The sequence below is a fragment of the Luteimonas wenzhouensis genome (assembly GCF_007859305.1).
In the GTDB taxonomy this organism is placed as follows: Bacteria; Pseudomonadota; Gammaproteobacteria; order Xanthomonadales; family Xanthomonadaceae; genus Luteimonas; species Luteimonas wenzhouensis.
Map to the genome: position 1 here is coordinate 70,401 of NZ_VOHE01000009.1, position 17,567 is coordinate 87,967.

17 protein-coding genes and 2 tRNA genes are annotated in these 17,567 nt (G+C 70.7%); 12 read left to right on the top strand and 7 right to left on the bottom strand.

The window, feature by feature from the left end; genetic code table 11:
• The first annotated feature begins 188 nt into the window (after positions 1-188).
• From kdsB to FQY79_RS13980, 9 genes are all read left to right on the top strand, one after another.
• The gene (gene kdsB, locus FQY79_RS13940) at positions 189-962 is read left to right on the top strand and encodes a 3-deoxy-manno-octulosonate cytidylyltransferase (RefSeq protein ID WP_146313496.1); all 774 of its coding nucleotides are present in this window, start codon (positions 189-191) and stop codon (positions 960-962) included.
• Between the two features lie 4 nt (positions 963-966).
• Positions 967-1,449, top strand: a complete 483-nt coding sequence (locus FQY79_RS13945) for a low molecular weight protein-tyrosine-phosphatase (protein ID WP_146313537.1) — start codon at positions 967-969, stop codon at positions 1,447-1,449.
• 7 nt (positions 1,450-1,456) lie between these two features.
• Entirely contained in the window at positions 1,457-2,878 is a 1,422-nt protein-coding gene (locus tag FQY79_RS13950) for a thioredoxin-like domain-containing protein (protein WP_146313497.1), read from the top strand.
• Positions 2,875-4,833 (top strand): excinuclease ABC subunit UvrC, encoded by a 1,959-nt coding sequence (gene uvrC / locus FQY79_RS13955; protein WP_146313498.1) that lies wholly within the window; start codon positions 2,875-2,877, stop codon positions 4,831-4,833. The genes FQY79_RS13950 and uvrC overlap by 4 nt, the downstream gene beginning before the upstream one ends.
• Positions 4,830-5,480 carry a CDP-diacylglycerol--glycerol-3-phosphate 3-phosphatidyltransferase gene (pgsA, locus tag FQY79_RS13960; protein ID WP_146313499.1) on the top strand — a complete coding sequence of 217 codons (651 nt, stop codon included), beginning with the start codon at positions 4,830-4,832 and terminating at the stop codon, positions 5,478-5,480. The genes uvrC and pgsA overlap by 4 nt, the downstream gene beginning before the upstream one ends.
• Positions 5,471-5,546: transfer RNA gene (locus FQY79_RS13965), tRNA-Gly, on the top strand. Before pgsA ends, FQY79_RS13965 begins: the two co-directional genes overlap by 10 nt.
• Before the next feature lie 81 nt (positions 5,547-5,627).
• Positions 5,628-5,701 (top strand) — tRNA-Cys (locus FQY79_RS13970).
• A 558-nt stretch (positions 5,702-6,259) separates the two neighbouring features.
• The gene (locus tag FQY79_RS13975) at positions 6,260-7,888 is read left to right on the top strand and encodes an FMN-binding glutamate synthase family protein (protein WP_146313500.1); all 1,629 of its coding nucleotides are present in this window, start codon (positions 6,260-6,262) and stop codon (positions 7,886-7,888) included.
• A 97-nt stretch (positions 7,889-7,985) separates the two neighbouring features.
• The gene (locus FQY79_RS13980) at positions 7,986-8,465 is read left to right on the top strand and encodes an REP-associated tyrosine transposase (protein WP_146313501.1); all 480 of its coding nucleotides are present in this window, start codon (positions 7,986-7,988) and stop codon (positions 8,463-8,465) included.
• A gap of 57 nt (positions 8,466-8,522) precedes the next feature.
• On the opposite strand, the gene FQY79_RS13985 is transcribed toward FQY79_RS13980, so the two are convergent.
• Together FQY79_RS13985 and FQY79_RS13990 are read right to left on the bottom strand one after the other, a co-directional pair.
• Positions 8,523-9,809: a dicarboxylate/amino acid:cation symporter gene (locus tag FQY79_RS13985; protein WP_246123136.1), complete on the bottom strand. Its 1,287-nt coding sequence runs from the start codon at positions 9,807-9,809 to the stop codon at positions 8,523-8,525.
• 128 nt (positions 9,810-9,937) lie between these two features.
• Complete coding sequence (locus tag FQY79_RS13990) at positions 9,938-11,317, bottom strand: C40 family peptidase (RefSeq protein ID WP_425463212.1); 1,380 nt, start codon at positions 11,315-11,317, stop codon at positions 9,938-9,940.
• A 123-nt stretch (positions 11,318-11,440) separates the two neighbouring features.
• On the opposite strand from FQY79_RS13990, the gene FQY79_RS13995 reads away from it, so the two are divergent.
• Positions 11,441-12,169: a M15 family metallopeptidase gene (locus FQY79_RS13995; protein ID WP_246123137.1), complete on the top strand. Its 729-nt coding sequence runs from the start codon at positions 11,441-11,443 to the stop codon at positions 12,167-12,169.
• Positions 12,170-12,197: 28 nt separating this feature from the next.
• Here the strand turns inward: FQY79_RS13995 and FQY79_RS15445 are convergent, their stop codons facing one another.
• The 3 genes from FQY79_RS15445 to FQY79_RS14005 all read right to left on the bottom strand — a co-directional run bounded on the left by FQY79_RS15445 (position 12,198) and on the right by FQY79_RS14005 (position 13,273).
• Positions 12,198-12,374 (bottom strand): hypothetical protein, encoded by a 177-nt coding sequence (locus FQY79_RS15445; RefSeq protein ID WP_186760089.1) that lies wholly within the window; start codon positions 12,372-12,374, stop codon positions 12,198-12,200.
• A gap of 144 nt (positions 12,375-12,518) precedes the next feature.
• Positions 12,519-13,097 carry a cysteine hydrolase family protein gene (locus tag FQY79_RS14000; RefSeq protein WP_146313504.1) on the bottom strand — a complete coding sequence of 193 codons (579 nt, stop codon included), beginning with the start codon at positions 13,095-13,097 and terminating at the stop codon, positions 12,519-12,521.
• Positions 13,094-13,273, bottom strand: coding sequence for a hypothetical protein (locus FQY79_RS14005; protein ID WP_146313505.1), 180 nt, complete (start codon positions 13,271-13,273; stop codon positions 13,094-13,096). The genes FQY79_RS14000 and FQY79_RS14005 overlap by 4 nt, the downstream gene beginning before the upstream one ends.
• Positions 13,274-13,507: 234 nt before the next feature.
• On the opposite strand from FQY79_RS14005, the gene FQY79_RS14010 reads away from it, so the two are divergent.
• Complete coding sequence (locus tag FQY79_RS14010; protein WP_186760090.1) at positions 13,508-14,506, top strand: BON domain-containing protein; 999 nt, start codon at positions 13,508-13,510, stop codon at positions 14,504-14,506.
• Between the two features lie 781 nt (positions 14,507-15,287).
• Here the strand turns inward: FQY79_RS14010 and FQY79_RS14015 are convergent.
• Positions 15,288-16,256: an IS5 family transposase gene (locus FQY79_RS14015; RefSeq protein WP_146313507.1), complete on the bottom strand. Its 969-nt coding sequence runs from the start codon at positions 16,254-16,256 to the stop codon at positions 15,288-15,290.
• A 159-nt stretch (positions 16,257-16,415) separates the two neighbouring features.
• Here FQY79_RS14015 and FQY79_RS14020 point away from each other — a divergent pair, with 159 nt between their 5' ends.
• On the top strand, positions 16,416-16,619 hold the full coding sequence (locus FQY79_RS14020) for an antitoxin Xre/MbcA/ParS toxin-binding domain-containing protein (protein WP_146313508.1): 204 nt from the start codon (positions 16,416-16,418) through the stop codon (positions 16,617-16,619).
• A gap of 101 nt (positions 16,620-16,720) precedes the next feature.
• Here FQY79_RS14020 and FQY79_RS14025 read toward each other — a convergent pair whose 3' ends face one another.
• Positions 16,721-17,551: a TlpA disulfide reductase family protein gene (locus FQY79_RS14025; protein WP_246123138.1), complete on the bottom strand. Its 831-nt coding sequence runs from the start codon at positions 17,549-17,551 to the stop codon at positions 16,721-16,723.
• Between the last annotated feature and the right edge of the window lie 16 nt (positions 17,552-17,567).

Here is a 17,567-nt window from a genome sequence, read left to right on the forward strand (position 1 = left end):
GCGACCACCCACGAAGATGGGGAGAAGCTGCCGATCGCAGCCTCGCCACATCGCCTGCCACGCATGGCTGTCCGCATGTCCGCCGGTCGCGGCTGAAGCCGCTCCTGCAGTGGCCCGCGAGGCGACGGGACCGCCACCAGGATCCTGGCGGCGAATGTGATCGCCAGGCAACCGGTAGAATCCTCGCCATGGATCCCCTCGACTTCGTCGTCGCCATTCCCGCCCGCCACGACGCCACCCGGTTGCCCGGCAAGCCGCTGCGGCTGCTCGGTGGCGAGCCGCTGGTGCTGCACGTGGCCCGGCGCGCGCTCGCCGCCGGCGCGCGCGAGGTGCGGGTGGCCGCTGACGACGAGCGCATCGCGCACGCGCTCGAGGGCTGCGGCGTACAGGTGGTGATGACCGGCCGCGGCCACCAGTCCGGCACCGATCGCCTGGCCGAATGCGCCGACCTGTCCGGCTGGGACGACGACACCATCGTGGTCAACCTGCAGGGCGACGAACCCTTCGCTCCGGCCTCCGGGATCCGCCGCGTGGCGGAACTGCTGGCGGACAGCGGCGCCGGGATGGCGACCCTGGCCGAGCCGATCGCCTCGCGCGAGGCGCTGTTCGACCCCAACGTGGTCAAGGTGGTGGTGGCCGACAACGGCCAGGCCCTGTATTTCAGCCGCGCGCCGGTGCCCTGGCACCGCGACGCCTTCGCCCGCGGCGACGCGGGCCTGGTGCCCGCCGGCGCCTGGCTGCGCCACATCGGCATCTACGCCTACCGGGCGGGCTTCCTGCGCCGGTTCGCGACCATGCCGCCGGGGCGGCTGGAGCGGATCGAGGCGCTGGAACAGCTGCGCGTGCTCGAGGCCGGCCTGCCGATCGCGGTGGCGCCCACCCCCGAGCCGTTCCCCCAGGGCGTGGACACTGCCGAGGACCTGGCCCGCGCCCAGTCACTGCTGGAGAGCATGAATGTCTGAACCGTTGCGCCTGCTGGTCGTGTGCCTGGGCAACATCTGCCGTTCGCCGCTGGCCGAGGGCCTGTTGCGCCACCACCTGGAACAGGCCGGGCTCGGGCACCGGGTGGAGCTCGATTCGGCCGGCACCAGTGGCTGGCACATCGGCAATCCGCCCGACCCGCGCACCGTGCGCAACGCGCTCGGGCACGGCCTGGACCTGCGCGGGCTGCGCGCCCGCCAGCTGCGCGCCGCCGACTACCACCACTTCGACTGGCTGCTGTGCGCCGACGCGAGCAACCTGGCCGACGTGCGCGCCCGCGCCCCCGCCGATGCCACCGCCCGCAGCGCGCTGCTGCTCGAATGGGCGGGCCTGGGGCAGGGCGCCGAGATCCCCGACCCGTACACCGGCGGCCCGGAGGCCTTCGAGCACGTCTTCGGCCTGGTCGACGCCGCCGCCCGGCGCATCGTCGCGCGGCTGGCCGACCGCCCGCAGCCGGTTGACGCATAATCCCCGCATGGATGCCGTCGCCCCCGAGTTCCCGCCGAGCGTCGAGTGGCTGAACCTGCTCGCGCCGCTGCGCATGGCGCAACTGCGGGGCAAGGTCTGCGCGCTGGCGTTCATCAACGCCGGCTCGGCCTGGTGCCAGCACCGGCTGGCCGACCTGGCGCGGCTGCGCGCACGCCACGGCGAGCGGCTGAACGTGGTGGCGGTGCACGTGCCCCGGTTCGACAGCGAGCGCGACTCGCGCCGCATCGGCAAGCGCCTGAACCGCCAGCGCCACGACTTCCCGATCGGCCATGACCCCGACTGGACCATGTGGCAGCACTACGGCATCGAGGCCTGGCCGACGGTGGTGCTGATCGACGGCGAGGGCCGGATCCGCGAGCGGATCGTCGGCGACGGCCCGATCCGCGAACTCGATGCGCGGATCAGCGCGCTGGCCGACGAGCTGGTGCCCACCGTGCCCAACGCCGACCCGATCGAGATGCGCCGCGGCGGCGAGCCGCCGCTGCCGCTGCGCTTCCCCACCGGCCTGGTGGTTCACGGCAACACCCTGTACGTGGCCGACAGCGAGCATCACCGGGTGCTCGAATGCGACCAGTCCGGGCGCGTGCTGCGCCAGTTCGGCAGCGGCGGCCCCGGCTTCATCGACGGCCCGATGGAGCTGGCCGCGTTCAACCGCCCGCACGGCATGTGCCTGTGGCGCGACGCGCTCTACGTGGCCGACAGCGGCAACCACGCGGTGCGCCGGGTGGAACTGCGCAGCGGCGACATCGACACCATCTGCGGCGCCGGCCGCGCCGGCACGCCGGCCGAAGGCCCGATCCACGACCCGCGCGCGGTGGCGCTCGACCAGCCGCGCGCGGTGGCGTTGAGCGGCGCCTGGCTGTTCATCGCCACCGCCGGCGACAACCGGGTCTGGAAGTACGACCTGGGCAAGCCGGGGCTGGAGCTGCTGGCCGGCTCCGGGCGCCTGGCGGTGACCGACGGCGGCGGGATCGGGGCCGCGTTCGCCGAACCGGTGGCGCTGGCCGCCGTGCAGCAGATGCTCTACGTCTGCGACGCGGCCGGTTCGGCCATCCGCAGCGTCAACGCGCGGACCGGCGCGGTCTCCACCCTCGTGGGCGTGGACCAGTGGCAGTACGGCAACGCCGATGGCGCGCGCACCGAGGCACGCCTGCAGCAGCCGCTGGCGATCGCGCTCGACCCCGATTCGCCCGTGCTCTGGATCGCCGACGCCGGCAACGACGCACTGCGCAGCCTGCGCCTGGGCGGCGGCGAACTGAGCACGGTGGAACTGCCCCAGCGCCTGCACGGATCGGCCGGGCTGGCGGTGGCGGGCGGCGCGGTCTGGATCGCCGACACCGATGCCCATGCCGTGCTCCGCTTCGATCCGCGATCCGGGGCCCTGCGCCACGTACCGATCGGCGAATGACCGGCGAGGCCAACGCTCCCGGCCCCCGCGCCCCCGACGCGCCCCCCTTCGACGGCAAGGCCTTCGCCCGCGGGCTGAGCACCGCGCCGGGCGTCTACCGCATGATCGCCGCCGACGGCAGCGTGCTCTACGTCGGCAAGGCCGGCGCGCTGCGCAAGCGCGTGGCCAGCTACTTCAGCGGTTCCCCGAAGCCGGCGCGGACCATGGCGATGCTGGCCCAGGTGGCGCGCATGGAAGTCACGGTGACCCGCACCGAGGGCGAGGCGCTGCTGCTGGAGAACCAGCTGATCAAGTCGCTGCGGCCGCGCTACAACGTGCTGCTGCGCGACGACAAGAGCTATCCCTACGTGCTCGTCACCCAGGAGCCGTGGCCGCGGCTGGCGCTGCACCGCGGGCCACGCAACGTGCCCGGCCGCTACTTCGGCCCGTATCCCGGCGTCACCGCGGTGCGCGAGACGCTGAACATGATGCACAAGCTGTTCAAGCTGCGCAGCTGCGAGGACAGCGTGTTCCGCAACCGCTCGCGCCCGTGCCTGCAGTACCAGATCGGCCGCTGCTCCGCGCCCTGCGTGGGGCTGGCGCCGGCGCGCGAGTACGCCGAGGCGGTGCGCCGCGCCACCCTGTTCCTGGAAGGCCGCAGCGACGAGCTCACCGGGGAACTGGGCGAGGCCATGGAGGCGGCCAGCCAGCGGCTCGACTTCGAGGAAGCCGCGCGCCTGCGCGACCTGCTGGCCAGCGTGCGCAGCACGCAGGCGCGCCAGTACGTGGACGGCCGCGCGGCCGACCTCGACGTGCTGGCGGTGGCGATGCAGGGCAGCCAGGCCTGCGTGGTCCTGCTCGCGTTCCGCGACGGCCGCAACCTCGGCACGCGGGCGTTCTTCCCGAAGACCAACGGCAGCGACAACCCGGCCGAGGTGCTGGCGGCGTTCGTCTCGCAGTACTACGGCGAGCAGGCGCCGCCGCGCGAGATCGTGCTCGACCGGACGATCGAGGACCAGGCCCTGCTGGAAGAGGCGTTCACCGCCGCGGCCGGGCGCAAGGTGCAGCTGCGCCACGGCGTGCGCGGCGAGCGGGCCGGCTACCTCGACCTGGCCCGGCGCAATGCCGAGATGGCGCTGGCCACCGAACTGGGCAGCCAGGCCGCGCAGCAGGCGCGGATGGCGGCGCTGTGCGAACTGCTGGGGCTGGAGCAGGCGCCCTCGCGGATCGAGTGCTTCGACATCAGCCACACCATGGGCGAGGCCACGGTGGCCTCGTGTGTGGTGTTCGACGCCGAAGGCGCGGTGCGCAGCCAGTACCGCCGCTACAACATCGCCGGGATCGAGCCGGGCGACGACTACGCGGCCATGCAGCAGGCGCTGACGCGGCGCTTCCGCCGCGCCGCCGCGGCGCTGGAGCAGGCCGCGGATCCGCACGCCCCCCGGCCCGGCCCCGGCGCGGTCCTGCCCGACCTGCTGCTGATCGACGGCGGGGCAGGGCAGGTGGCCCAGGCCCGCAGCGTGCTCGATGCGCTCGGCATCCCCGCCGCCGCCGCCCCGGGCCAGCCTGGGGTGCTGGTGGTGGGCGTGGCCAAGGGCGAGGAACGCCGTCCGGGCCACGAGCGCCTGCTGCTGCCCGACGGCCGCGAGCTGCGCCCCGGCCCCGCCTCCCAGGGCCTGCAGCTGATCCAGCAGGTCCGCGACGAAGCGCATCGCTTCGCCATCACCGGCCACCGCGGCCGGCGGCAGAAAGCGCGCACTAGCAGCCGGCTCGAGGACATCCCCGGGATCGGCCCGCGCCGGCGCGCCAACCTGCTGCGACATTTCGGCGGCCTGCCGGGCCTGAAGGCGGCGGGGGTCGAGGAAATCGCCCAGGTCGAGGGCGTGAACGAGGCGCTGGCCAAGCGAATCTATGCGACCCTGCATGGCCTGCACGAGGCCGATGCTCCCGTCCAAGCCCCCCCACGCCCGACATGAAGCTGACCATCCCCACCTGGCTGACCCTGCTGCGGATCGTGCTGATCCCGGTGCTGGTGGCCGTGTTCTACATGCCCTCGCAGTGGACCAATTTCGCGTCCGCGTTCGTGTTCATCCTGGCTGCGGTCACCGACTGGCTGGACGGCTGGATCGCGCGCCGCTTCCACCAGTACTCGGCGTTCGGCGCCTTCCTCGACCCGGTGGCCGACAAGCTGATGGTGGCCGTGGCCCTGTTCCTGATCGTGCAGGGCCACCCGACGCCCTGGATGGCGTTCTGGGCGGCGGTGATCGTGGGCCGCGAGATCGCGGTCTCGGCGCTGCGCGAATGGATGGCCGAACTGGGCCAGCGGGCCACGGTCAAGGTCGCCACCATCGGCAAGATCAAGACCACCGCCCAGATGGTGGCGCTGTCGTGCCTGCTGTACTCGATCAACCCCCGGTACCCGCTGCAGCCAGGCACGGACATCTGGATGGGCGTGCCGCTGTTCCACGTCGGTGACTGGCTGCTGGGCGGCGCCGCGCTGCTCACCCTGTGGTCGGGGTGGGCGTACCTGCGCGCGGCCTGGCCGGTCCTGCGCGACGGCGAGCGCAATGCTGTTGACAGCGCGCGGACGGGCGGTAAAATGCACGGCTCAACGCGGGAATAGCTCAGTTGGTAGAGCGCAACCTTGCCAAGGTTGAGGTCGCGAGTTCGAGCCTCGTTTCCCGCTCCAGTTTCGACAAGGCCCCGGCACCGCCGGGGCTTTGTTTGTCAGCCCCGCGGGCGTGTATTGTTGTCCGTGGCGAGCGTCACCGGCCTGGTGGCAGAGTGGTCATGCAGCGGACTGCAAATCCGCGTACGCCGGTTCGATTCCGACCCAGGCCTCCAATCCCTCCCCGCTGGGGAGGCGCGTCGCCGGCCACGCCCGAGTGGTGGAATCGGTAGACACAAGGGACTTGAAGAACGTTTGAGCCCCCCGGGGGAAACGCCGGGGGTGGCACCCGTCAAATTCGGCGAACGCCCTGGGCCGACCGCCCGCGCCAACGCCGAGCCAAGCCCCAGTCCAGCGGGGAAGGTGTAGAGAGCAGACGGCGGGCACCTGTCGCGCATCGGCGCCATGGTGAAGGCGTGCTCCAGACCACGAACGGCCGCGGCCGGCGGCGAAAGCCGAAGTGGTACGAAAATCCCTCGACCTCGCGGTCATGCCGGTTCGAGTCCGGCCTCGGGCACCACCTCCAGCATCCTGCAGGAGCGGCTTCAGCCGCGACCCCGCGTCGCCGTCTGGGCCCTCACGATCCCACCATGGTCGTCGGCGCGTACCGGCCGCGCGGGCACCGATCGTGCCGGTGCGGGAGCGGGTCGCGGCTGAAGCCGCTGCTACAGGGTCCGTGGGGGACTGTGTGATCATGGGGGCGCGCCAACGCCGGCGCGTCGCAACGGGGATCCATGTTCCACCGCCGCTCGACCTGGTTCGCCTGCATCGCGATCGCCATCGCCACCACGCTGCTCGCGCTGCGATGGACGCCGGCCTGGTGGTGGCTGGCGGTCCCCGCGCTGGTGCTGTCCGTGCTGGGCCTGGCCGACGTGCTGCAGGCGCGCTCGACCCTGCGCCGGCTGTACCCGGTGAGCGCGCACGTGCGCTACGGGCTGGAGTCGATCCGCACCGAGATCCGCCAGTACTTCATCGAGGACAACCTGGTCGAGGTACCGTTCTCGCGCGAGAAGCGGGCGCTGGTGTACCAGCGCGCCAAGAGCGAGCGCGACACGGTGCCGTTCGGCAGCGAGCACGATCCCTACAGCCTGGCCTACGAGTGGATCAACCATTCGCTGGTGCCGGCCCACGCCGAGTCGCACGACTTCCGGGTACTGGTCGGCGGCGCGCAGTCGGTGCCCTACGACGCCAGCGTGTTCAACATCTCGGCGATGAGCTTCGGCGCGCTCTCGGCCAATGCGATCCGCGCGCTCAACGAGGGCGCCCGGCGCGGCCGCTTCTACCACGACACCGGCGAGGGTTCGATCTCGTCCTACCACCGCGAACGCGGCGGCGACCTGGTGTGGGAGATCGGCTCGGGCTACTTCGGCTGCCGCGACGGGGAAGGGCGGTTCGATGCCGTGCGCTTCGCGGAGAACGCGCGCGACCCGCAGGTGAAGATGATCGAGCTCAAGCTCTCGCAGGGCGCCAAGCCCGGGCACGGCGGCATGCTGCCCGGAGCGAAGGTCACCGCCGAGATCGCGGCCGCGCGCGGCGTGCCGGTGGGGGTGGATTGCGTCTCGCCGGCGTCGCATCCGGAGTTCTCCACGCCGCTGGAACTGCTGGCGTTCATTGCCCGGCTGCGCGAACTGTCGGGCGGCAAGCCGACCGGCTTCAAGCTCGCCATCGGCCATCCCTGGGAATGGTTCGGCGTGGCCAAGGCGATGCTCGAGAGCGGGATCCTGCCCGACTTCATCGTCGTCGACGGCGCCGAAGGCGGCACCGGCGCCGCGCCGCTGGAGTTCATCAACCACGTCGGCGTGCCGATGCACGAAGGCCTGATGCTGGTGCACAACACCCTGGTCGGGATCGGCCTGCGCGACCGGATCCGGATCGCCGCCGCCGGCCGCATCGCCAGCGCGTTCGACATCGCCCGCACCGTGGCCATGGGCGCGGACTGGTGCAATGCCGGACGCGGCTTCATGTTTGCGCTGGGCTGCATCCAGTCGCGCAGCTGCCACACCGACCACTGCCCGACCGGCGTCGCCACCCAGGACCCGGCGCGCTGGCGCGCGCTCGACGTCGAGGACAAGGCCACGCGCGTGTTCAACTTCCACCAGAACACCCTGCGGGCGCTGCGCGACATGCTCGGCGCGGCGGGCCTGGAGCATCCGTCCCAGCTCGGGCCCGAGCACATCCTGCGCCGCGTCGCGCCCACCGAGGTGCGTTCGCTGGCCGCGCTGTACCGCTTCCTCGCGCCGGGCGAACTGCTCGACGGCGTCCCCGAGCACGCCGTGTTCCGGGCCTTCTGGGCCTCGGCCCGGCCCGATTCGTTCATGCCGCCCGAGCGCACCCTGGAGATGCGGCGCAGCAAGCTGCTGTAGCGCCCCGCGTCGCGGCTGAAGCCGCGACCCACAGTCCGACATCGGCTCGGGTCGATCCCCGATGCCACCGGATACCGCCTTCGGCCACGCTTCCCGAATGGACAGGGACGCATGCGGTCGGCGTGGGCACGCAGCGCTTCGCAAGGGGCGTGTGTCCCTGCCACGCCACGTGTACCACGTGACATTCGCGACACGGGACAGGGAATCCGTGTTCGCTGACTTCGTCGCGGCCTGCGCGGCGGCGCGCACCTTTGCCCTCCCGGTCCAGGGATTCTCCTTGCTTGCCTGGGTCCTGATGCCCGACCACGCGCATTGCCTGCTGCAGCTCGGAAATGACGGGTCGCTCGGCACCGCCTCGCGGATCCTGAAGGGTCGCAGTGCGCATGCCGTGAATCGCGAGTGCCGACGGTCCGGCGGATTGTGGGCGCGGGGGTACCACGATCGGGCGCTGCGCCGGGAAGATGATCTGCAGGCAGTGGCGCGCTACATCGTGGCGAATCCTGTGCGTGCCGGGCTCGTGCGCCGGGTGGCGGATTATCCGTTCTGGGATGCTGTCTGGCTTGGTGGTCGCGGCTGAAGCCGCTCCTACGGCGGGGAGGGCCTGCAGGAGCGGCTTCAGCCGCGACCGCAGGCGCTAGCCCGCGACGTCCGGCTCCTGGATCGCCCCGGTCCGCCTGGCCACGATCGCGGTCGCGGTGACGTCGGCCGAGGTGTTGGCCACGGTGGCGAACACGTCGGGGATGGTGTCCACCGCCAGCAGCACGCCCAGCGGTTCGACCGGCAGGCCCATGGCCTGGGTCACCGGCATGTTGGTGGTCATGAAGCTGACCTGGCCCGGCAGGCCCACCGACCCCATGCTGACCACGATCGCCAGCGCCACCGCGATCGCCAGCTGGCCTGCGCCCAGGTCGATGCCGTACAGCCAGGCGATGAAGGAGGCGACCACGATGTACTGCGGCGGGCTGGCGATGCGGAACAGCGACACCGCCATCGGCAGCACCAGCGAGGTCACCGCCAGCGGATAGCCCAGCCGCGTGCGCGCGCTCTCGATCATCACCGGCAGCGAGGCCAGCGAGGACTGGGTGCTGGCCGCGATCGCCTGCACCGGCAGCAATGCCCGCGCCAGCCGCGCCGGCCGTTCGTTCGCCGCCACCGTCGCCACCAGGTACAGCAGCCCGGTGATGGCGATGTACAGCGTGCACTGGGTGAGGATGTAGTAGGCGAGCGCGCTGAGCATGTGCAGGCCCACCCGCGCGCACACCGCCAGCACCAGGGCGAACACGCCCAGCGGCGCGGCCCACAGTACCCAGCGCACGATCACGATCATGGTGTCGCCCAGGGTGCGCACCAGTTCGAGCAGGCGCGCGCGGCGCTCGGCATCGATGCGGGTCAGGGCGAAGCCGAAGAACATCGAGAACACCACCAGCGGCAGCATCGCGCTGTTGGCCGCGGCCGCGATCGCGTTGCTGGGGATGATGCCCGACAGCCATGCACCGGGGTCGGTGCCCTGCGGCAGCGCCTCGGGCGCCTGGATCGCGGCGCGGAACGCCGCCACCACCGCCTCGTCGCGGGGAAGGGCGGAGAGCACGGCCGGTGCGGCCACGGCGGCGAACGCGCCCGACAGCGCCAGCAGCACCACGAACACGAACATCGCGGTGCGCGCGGTGCGGCCGGACGCGGCGGCGTCCGCGGCCGAGTTGATCCCGACCACCACCAGCGCCGCGACCAGCGGCACAACCGTCATCTGCAGCGCGTTCAGCCACAGCCTGCCGACCGGATACACGACGTCCGCGACCTGCGTCGCCCGCGCCGGATCGATCGCCGCCAGCACCAGGCCCGTCGCGGCGCCGAGCAGCAGGCCGATCATCACCCGCGCGGGCGTGGACAGGCGGCGGCGTTCGCCGTTCGGGGCCTGGGTCATCGGGTACCTGGCTGGGGGTCGTGGGCCGCGCACTGGATAGCACGAACGGCGCCGCGGCGGCACCCTGCGCGCATTCGGGCAGGGCAGGGAAGGGCAGTGCCCATGCGGCCGGCTTCAGTCACCGCGGCTCACGGCTGCAGCCTGCGGATCGCGGTGACGCGATCGACCATGGCGGTGACCGGATCGGCCATCAGCGGCAGCAGCGGGGTCACCACCACGCCATTGACCGGGTAGCGCACGAACTGGCCGTCGTCGGCGACCATCGACACGCTGGCCGCGTCGTGGATCACCCAGGTGGCGCCGTCCACGCGCCCGATCACCATCATCACGTGCCCCGGCACGTAAAGCAGGTCGCCGACCCCGGCCTGCGCCAGCAGGCGCAGCCGCTCCTCGTGGCCCATGCCAGGCTCGACGACGGTACCGCCGAGCGCCGGGCTCGACGCCTGGGCGCCGGTGTTGCGCGGAATCACCAGGCCGAAGCTGCGCAGCACCTCGGAGACGAAGCCGCTGCAGTCGCGGCCGTTGTAGCGGTGTCCCCAGCCATAGCGCTCGCCAAGGAACTTGAACGCCTGCCGGACCAGGTTGGCCTTCGTCAGCGGCAGGTAGCCCTCGGCCACGTCGGCCGAGCGCGGCAGCAGCGCGGGGACGAACGCGAGCGTGCCGTCCGCCTCGCGCACCGGCAGGTCGACCACGTAGCCGAAGCCCGGATGCTGGCCGTTGACCGGCGCGTGCGGCGGCCACTCGGCCAATGGCAGGCGCACGCCCATGTCCAGCGGCAGTTCGGACACCTCCGGGCGCTCGCGCGTATGCACCGTGCGCACCTGGGCGCCGGTCACCACCACGAACGGCGCGCGCCGGCGGTAGGCGAAGACCTCGGCCCGTTCCCCGAACGCGACGGCGCCGGCCTCGATCCAGCCGGCATAGGTCTCGCTGAGCACGAACAGCCAGTGCCGGTCGCGGCTGCGGTGCACGACCGCCACCGGCGTGCCGGGGAACAGCGCGGTTTCCTGGAAGCGGTCGAGGTCGCGGTCGTCGGGCGTACTGAACACGCGCAGGTGGGTGGGGAAGGTGCGCAGGTCGGCGCGTCGCACGACCAGGCCGAAACGCGTCACCTGGGTCTGCGGGATGTCGTCCAGGTCGAGCGCGGCGACCAGGCGGTCGATCGCGCGCGCGCTGCCTTCCTTGCCGGCTTCGTCGTACAGCGCGGCCGTGGGGCGCGGCGAGGCGGCCTCGATCCAGGCGCGGACCTGTTCGGCCTCGACCGTGTACGGCAGGTCCTCGATGTCGTGCAGCGACGGGTCGAGCTGCCGCATGCGCGCGTTCTGCGCCGCGACCGCGCCCGCGTCGAGGATCAGGCGATCGGGGTCGCGCAGACGGCTGGTCCAGAACCCGGGATCGAGGTGCGCGCGGGTGACGCCGGGCAGCACCTCGACCTGCGGATCGAACGGCGACCTGGCGTGGCCCAGGGTCGACGCCATCGCCAGCACGCAGGCCAGGGCGACGCGCATTGCCGCACGGCAGGCGCGGGTGGCCACGGCGGCGGCGTGGCGCGCCGGCGGCTTGGCAGGGAAGGGCGGCTGTCGCATGCTGCGGCCATGTTACACAGCCGCACCCAACCCCCATCGAGGCCCGTGCACCGGGCAGGCGTGGCCGTCCTCGGACTGGCCATCCTGCTGGCCACCGCGGGCTGCGGGACGCGCGCCGATCGCGCCGGCGCGGAGCAGGGGAGCGCGGCGACCCCGGCATCGCTTGGCATGGTCGACATCCGCGACCTGGTGCCGGACATCGACACCGACATCCGCTACGCGGGTCCGGACAACTTCACCGGAGCGCCGGTGGAAGGCTACGAGGCCCCGAAGTGCTACCTGCTGCGGCCGGCGGCCGAGGCGCTCGCGGCCCTCGAACGCGAGCTGCGTCCCCAGGGCCTGCGGCTGCGCATCTTCGACTGCTACCGGCCCGCGCGTGCGGTGCGCCGCTTCGTGGAATGGGCCAACGACCCTTCCGACCAGCGCACGCGCGCGGCGTACTATCCGATGCTGGAAAAGTCGCGCCTGGTGCCGGAGTACATCGCCGACCGCTCCGGTCACAGCAAGGGCGCGACGGTCGACCTCACCCTGCTGCAGTGCGCGGGGGCCGCAGGCCACTGCACGCCGCTGGACATGGGCACGCCCTTCGACTTTTTCGATCCGCGCGCCAATACCGACCACCCGGGCCTGGCGCCCGCGCAACGCGTCAATCGCGCACGGTTGCGCGAAGCCATGGAGCGCCATGGCTTCGCGAATTACCCGATGGAGTGGTGGCACTACACGTTCCGGCTGGAGCCGGAACCGGCGGTCCACCACGATGTCCCGATCCGCTGAACGGACCCGCCCGTGCGGGCGCGGGCGGTCAGCCGATCTTCTTGAAGGTGTTGGTGTTGCCGAGCTTCTCGATCTTGCCGCCCGACTTGCGGAACGCGGCCAGGTCCTCTTCGAGCTGCTCGCGGGTGAGGGTGGCGTTCTGCTTGCTGGAACGTCCGGACCTGCGAAGGACGGTGCTGTTGTTGCTCTTTCTCGGTGGGGCCATCACATGTCACTTGGGGTGGAACCGCGTGGCAGCATAGCGTGGCCACTGTAAAAAAACGTCAATTGGCAGGATTTCGACAAATCCGGCGCCAGATCGCAGAAATTCCCGGCAAAATGCGGCCAGTCCACGCGATTCGTGAGACCGTCACCCACCCCCGGGACGGCCCGCCCACGCGATCGCCGAGCGGCTGGCGACGACCCGCGCCGTGCCCGGACCGGCCAGGGTGCGCAGCGCTGCCTGACGATAGGCGGGCTGGCCCGCCACCGCGTCGCGCACCACCGCCAGTTCGTACTCGCGGGCATTGGCATCGGCGGCGGTGGCGAGCACGCAGCTCTCCAGCGCCATGCCCGTGAGCAGCAGCCGGCGCACGCCCAGCTTGGCCAGCAGCACCGCCAGCGGCGTGGCGAGGAAGGCCGAGTGTTTGGGCTTGAGCACGAAGTAGTCGCGCGCGTCGGGGGCGAGATGGCGGACGATCTCGGCCGGCGCGCCCTCGGTGCGCGCGGTCATCGCCACCAGTTCGCGGAAGTCCGCGCGCCAGTGGGCGAAATTGTCGTTGGCGTAGATCACCGGCCAGGCACGTTCGTGGAAGCGGACACGCAGCGCTCCGATCCGCCGCGCGGCGGCCAGTGCGCCGGGCGCCATGCGTTCGGCGCCGTCGAAGTCGAGCCGGTTGATCATGTCGATCACCAGCAGCGCGGCCGGCGCCGGCGCATCGGCGCTCATTCGGGCTTCTTGGCCGGGATGAACGGCGACACCGGGTCGCTGGCGGGGAAGGTTTCCTCCAGCGCCTCGTCCTGGTTCTCGTTCTCGCGTTCCTTGCGCTCGCGGCGCTCTCCCGGCGATTCAGGCCTCTCGTGATCTTCCTCCGGAGACGGAGGATCCTTTCGGTCGCGGCTCATGGGCGTCACTCGAAGGGGCGGACTTGTCTGATAGCGCAACGGGCGTTGAGCCGGCGTGACTCCGGCGCCGGCGACGGGCGAGGGCGGCGCGGGCTCACGCTTCGCTAAGGCCGTCGCGACATGGAATGCACGCCTTGGGTGCCACAGTCCCCCGGAGGCCGCAGGGACGCGCCGTCGCAATCACGCAGCGCCGGCGGTCGCCGGCCCGCGCCCGCCAGGCTCCCGGAGGCCATCGTGCGAAACCGTTCCCGATCCGACAGATACAACGCCGACCCCCCGGTGGGCGTCGGCGAGCTGCGCGCCGTGGCCGAGCGGCTGCTGGAAACCGGCGCCCGCGTCCTTGACCAGGGACGCGAGTGGCTGCATGCGGCCACCCGCCGCCAGGCCGAGGAAGAGGGCGCCTACCGCCGGGACTGGCCGGGTGCCCAACGACACAACGATGGCCCCTACGCCCCGGACGAGTATTCGTTCTCCGAAACCGGCGGCGTCTTCGACGCACGTGGCGGACGGCCGGACGAGGGCCCGGGCGCGCATGGCTTCGAGGCGGATCTGGACGACCCCCTCCATCGCCATGCGCGCCCGGGCAGGGGGTGGGTTCCCCGGTACGCCGGCCAGGCCCGGCCACGCCATCGCCACGGCGCCTGGGACGATGCGTTCGTGCCGGGCAGTTACGGCTTCGGCGGCGAAGGCCGGCACCAGCCCGGCGAGCAGCCGGACCCGGTCCGGGCGACCGCCGACCGCTGGGAACGCGCGTACCACGCCCAGGGCCGCACCAGCTACCGCGGTCGCGGCCCGCGCGGCTACGTGCGCACGGACGAGCGGATCCTCGAGGACGTCAACGAGCAGCTGTGCGAGGACGCGATCGTCGATGCCAGCGACATCGAGGTCCACTGCGCACAGGGCCACGTCGTCCTGTCCGGGCGCGTGCCCACGCGCTGGATGAAGCATCGCGCCGAGGACATCGCCGATTCGGTGCGCGGGGTGAAGGACGTCGACAACCGGATCCGGGTCGCGGCCGAGGAGCCGGTGGCCCAGGGCGACTTTGACACGCGCCGCGCCACGGGCGGCCAGCAAGACGCCGCGGACGCGGGCCGTACCGGCCAGGAAGACAGGAGTTCGACGCCGCAGGCCGCGGCCACGGGAACCGGTGCGCGCGGATCGGGATCCCGGTCCGGGACCGCGACTGATCGGGACGAACCGGATTCGCCGTCGCCGCCGCATCAGGCGCATTAGGCGATGGCTGCAGACAAGCGCCGGGTGACCCGGAAAGAAGCCGTGCGGAATCCCGGGTCGGCCCGGCGGTGATCTGACCCCAGTGTTTTGCTGCATCAGCGGACAGACGTCGGCCATAGCCCGCCGGATGGGCAGCGCACAGTTTTCTGTCGCCTGTAAGTTCTTGATTTAATGGTTCTGGCGTGAGCTTTGGCACACGCCTTTCTGCAGGTCCCACCGCACTCTTCAGTGGCTACCTGTCGTGGTAGCGCAGTGTTAGGCGGGCCATTCTGTGCGATCTGCAGGGTGATCAGTATAGTTTTCAGGGTTCCGCACAGTCAGCAGCCCTCATCTCACGCGTGTGGCTTCCCGAGCGCGTCCTTGAGCACGCTGCCGTCGCCTATTGGCATCGTCCGCCGCGGCCAGAACGGCGGATTCGCCTCGTTCCGCGCAGGACAACGGCTCCCAAGCTACTCGGACGCTTGTTGCCTCCCCACCTGACTGGCGAACCAAGCCCCATGGCTGATGAAGGCGGGGCACCAGCCGCGGTATCTCGTAGAGTTCGGGTAGGTAGGCCGCGAGGGTCGACCGCAGCCCCTCAGCGCAACCTCGCGCAAGAAGCTGGCCGCACACGCGCAACAGGAGGTCGAAGCTAGGGATCATCTGAATAACGCGCCCTGAGGCTGGTTTTGCTGCCATTCGAGCACTGACCTTGCTTCAGATGGCGAGTTTCATCGATTTAAAGCTGGATTTTGGCCGTTTTCGACCTGTTTTGACGGGTTTGCCCGCCATCCAGGCGCACCTATCCTGCAGCAGGAAACAACTGCCGTCGAACCATCCACAGGTTCGACAGCGCGAACAGTGTCAGCACCTGCGCGGTGTTCTTTGCCAAGCCGCGGTAACGCACCTTGGCGTAGCCGAACTGGCGCTTCACCACCCGGAACGGATGTTCCACCTTGGCGCGCACGCTGGCTTTGTAGTGCTCCCAACGCTCGGCGTACCTGCGCTCGCGCTTGTTCTTCATCGCACGAAGCTTCGACGGCTTCTCCACGATCAGGAAGCCAACGGCAACGTGCTGAAGCTCTTCCCGTTTGTCGGCACCGGTGTAGCCGCTGTCTCCGTAGATCGTGTCTTCCTTGCCATGCAGCAGCTTGTGTACCTGGGTCACGTCGGCCACGTTCGCCGCCGTGCACTCCACGTGGTGCACCAGGCCCGACTCCTCGTCCACGCCAATGTGCGCCTTCATCCCGAAGTGCCACTGGTTGCCCTTCTTCGTCTGGTGCATCTCCGGATCGCGCTTGCCATCCTTGTTCCTGGTCGAGCTCGGCGCTGCAATGATCGTGGCATCCACGATCGTGCCCGCGCGCAGGCTCTGGCCCTTGCGTGCCAGGTGCGCGTTCACACGCTCCAGGATCTTCGGCGCCAGGTCGTGCGTCTCCAGCAAGCGCCGGAAGTTGTGGATCGTGGTTTCGTCTGGGATGTTGTCCAATCCGCCCAGACGGGCGAAGCGGCGCATCACCGGCATCTCGTACAGCGCCTCCTCCATGCCCGGGTCGCTGAGCGCATACCACTGTTGAAGGAAGTGAATCCGCAGCATCGTTGCCAGCGGATACGGCTGCCGGCCGGGTCGGCCCATCTTCGGATAGTGCGGTGCGATCAGCGCCAGCAGCGCCGCCCACGGCACCACCTTGTCCATCTCGGCCAGAAAGATCTCCTTGCGGGTCCGCTTGCGCTTGCCCATGGCCTCTGCATCACCGAACGTCAGCTGCATCGATCATCACCCTCGTTGCGTTGCGCTATTGTCGCCCGAACTGGTCGAGTTGTTCAGACCTTCCCTAGAGCGGAGGTTCCCGATTCGTGGTGGCGATTCCCGACACGCCAACGCAGGACGCGCGATGACCGGTACGCGATTGAAAGATGCATACTGACCATGGCTGCACGCATCGTCGCCGGGGAAGCCGAGGCGCGGCAGTGGTATCGCTCCGAACCCATTGCCGGGCTGGGCGGCAGAATCGCGCTAGAACTGCTTCGGAGCGGACATAGTCCCGCAGTGCTGGATTTCCTTCTTGATGTGCTCCGGGAGGAGATGCAGGTTGCGCCGGGGACGGCTCGCTGGCAGGACCGGCGGAGCTGAGCCGATCATGGAGGGATTCTCCCGACAGTCCGGTTCCGGCGACGCGGCTGCGTCGCCCCGATGGCATCCCTGCTGGCGGCGGTGGTTGGCAACAGGCATGGTCATTCCTTTGCGCGGGCGGGTGTGACGGCCTGCGCGCCGAAGCGCTTGCGCAGGGTGTCGGTGAGGCTGGCGCGGGTCAGTTCGCCCATATGGCTGTCGACGAGGCGACCGTTCGCATCGAAGAACAGCGTGCTCGGCAGGCCGCGGGTATTGGTGGCGGGCATTGCCTGAGAATGCGGGTCGAGCAGGATGTCTTGGTGTAACTGCAATCCCTGGCGATCGAGGAATTCGCGGATGGTGGCTGCGTCCTCGCCCTGGTTGAGCAGCACGAAGTCGATGCCGGGGTAGCGTTGCGCCGCATCCTCGAACACCGGCATTTCGCGACGGCACGGCGGGCACCACGTCGCCCAGAGGTTGAGCACGATGGGCCTGCTGGCGCTGGCGTCGAGCGTCGTGGGAGTGCCGTCGAGCGTGCGTGCGGCAATGTCGGGCAGCGATGGCGCGGAACGCTGCAGCAGGGCCAGCGTGCCGTTGAGCGCAAACCACGCCAGCAGACCGGCTGCGATGCCGGCGAACAGCGGCTTGCGCAACCACCGCTGTCCTGCACTGCGCCACCAAGTGAAGGCGATGGCGGCAGGCAGTCCGATCCACCACAGGAAGCCGCCGTCGCCGATGGCGAGGATGGACCAGGGTTCAGCCGCGTATTCGGGCCACCAGCGCACCACGTAGCCCAGGCGCGCCGCCAGCAGGCCGACGAAGAACGCGTCGGTGAACAGGGCGCCGGCCAGCTTCGGGACGGATGCGTCGGTGTGGCTGCCCATGCGCCGCGCAAGCATGCGCACCAGCCACCAAGCCAGCAATGCGGCGACGGCCACCAGCACCACGCGCATCGGAAGCGGACCGAGG

Coding starts and splice junctions, on each gene's coding strand:
- kdsB (WP_146313496.1), top strand. CDS start 189: ATGGATCCCCTCGACTTCGTCGTCGCCATTCCCGCCCGCCACGACGCC.
- FQY79_RS13950 (WP_146313497.1), top strand. CDS start 1,457: ATGGATGCCGTCGCCCCCGAGTTCCCGCCGAGCGTCGAGTGGCTGAAC.
- uvrC (WP_146313498.1), top strand. CDS start 2,875: ATGACCGGCGAGGCCAACGCTCCCGGCCCCCGCGCCCCCGACGCGCCC.
- pgsA (WP_146313499.1), top strand. CDS start 4,830: ATGAAGCTGACCATCCCCACCTGGCTGACCCTGCTGCGGATCGTGCTG.
- FQY79_RS13975 (WP_146313500.1), top strand. CDS start 6,260: ATGTTCCACCGCCGCTCGACCTGGTTCGCCTGCATCGCGATCGCCATC.
- FQY79_RS13980 (WP_146313501.1), top strand. CDS start 7,986: ATGGACAGGGACGCATGCGGTCGGCGTGGGCACGCAGCGCTTCGCAAG.
- FQY79_RS13985 (WP_246123136.1), bottom strand. CDS start 9,809: ATGACCCAGGCCCCGAACGGCGAACGCCGCCGCCTGTCCACGCCCGCG.
- FQY79_RS13990 (WP_425463212.1), bottom strand. CDS start 11,317: ATGCGCGTCGCCCTGGCCTGCGTGCTGGCGATGGCGTCGACCCTGGGC.
- FQY79_RS15445 (WP_186760089.1), bottom strand. CDS start 12,374: ATGGCCCCACCGAGAAAGAGCAACAACAGCACCGTCCTTCGCAGGTCC.
- FQY79_RS14000 (WP_146313504.1), bottom strand. CDS start 13,097: ATGAGCGCCGATGCGCCGGCGCCGGCCGCGCTGCTGGTGATCGACATG.
- FQY79_RS14005 (WP_146313505.1), bottom strand. CDS start 13,273: ATGAGCCGCGACCGAAAGGATCCTCCGTCTCCGGAGGAAGATCACGAG.
- FQY79_RS14015 (WP_146313507.1), bottom strand. CDS start 16,256: ATGCAGCTGACGTTCGGTGATGCAGAGGCCATGGGCAAGCGCAAGCGG.
- FQY79_RS14020 (WP_146313508.1), top strand. CDS start 16,416: ATGGCTGCACGCATCGTCGCCGGGGAAGCCGAGGCGCGGCAGTGGTAT.
- FQY79_RS14025 (WP_246123138.1), bottom strand. CDS start 17,551: ATGCGCGTGGTGCTGGTGGCCGTCGCCGCATTGCTGGCTTGGTGGCTG.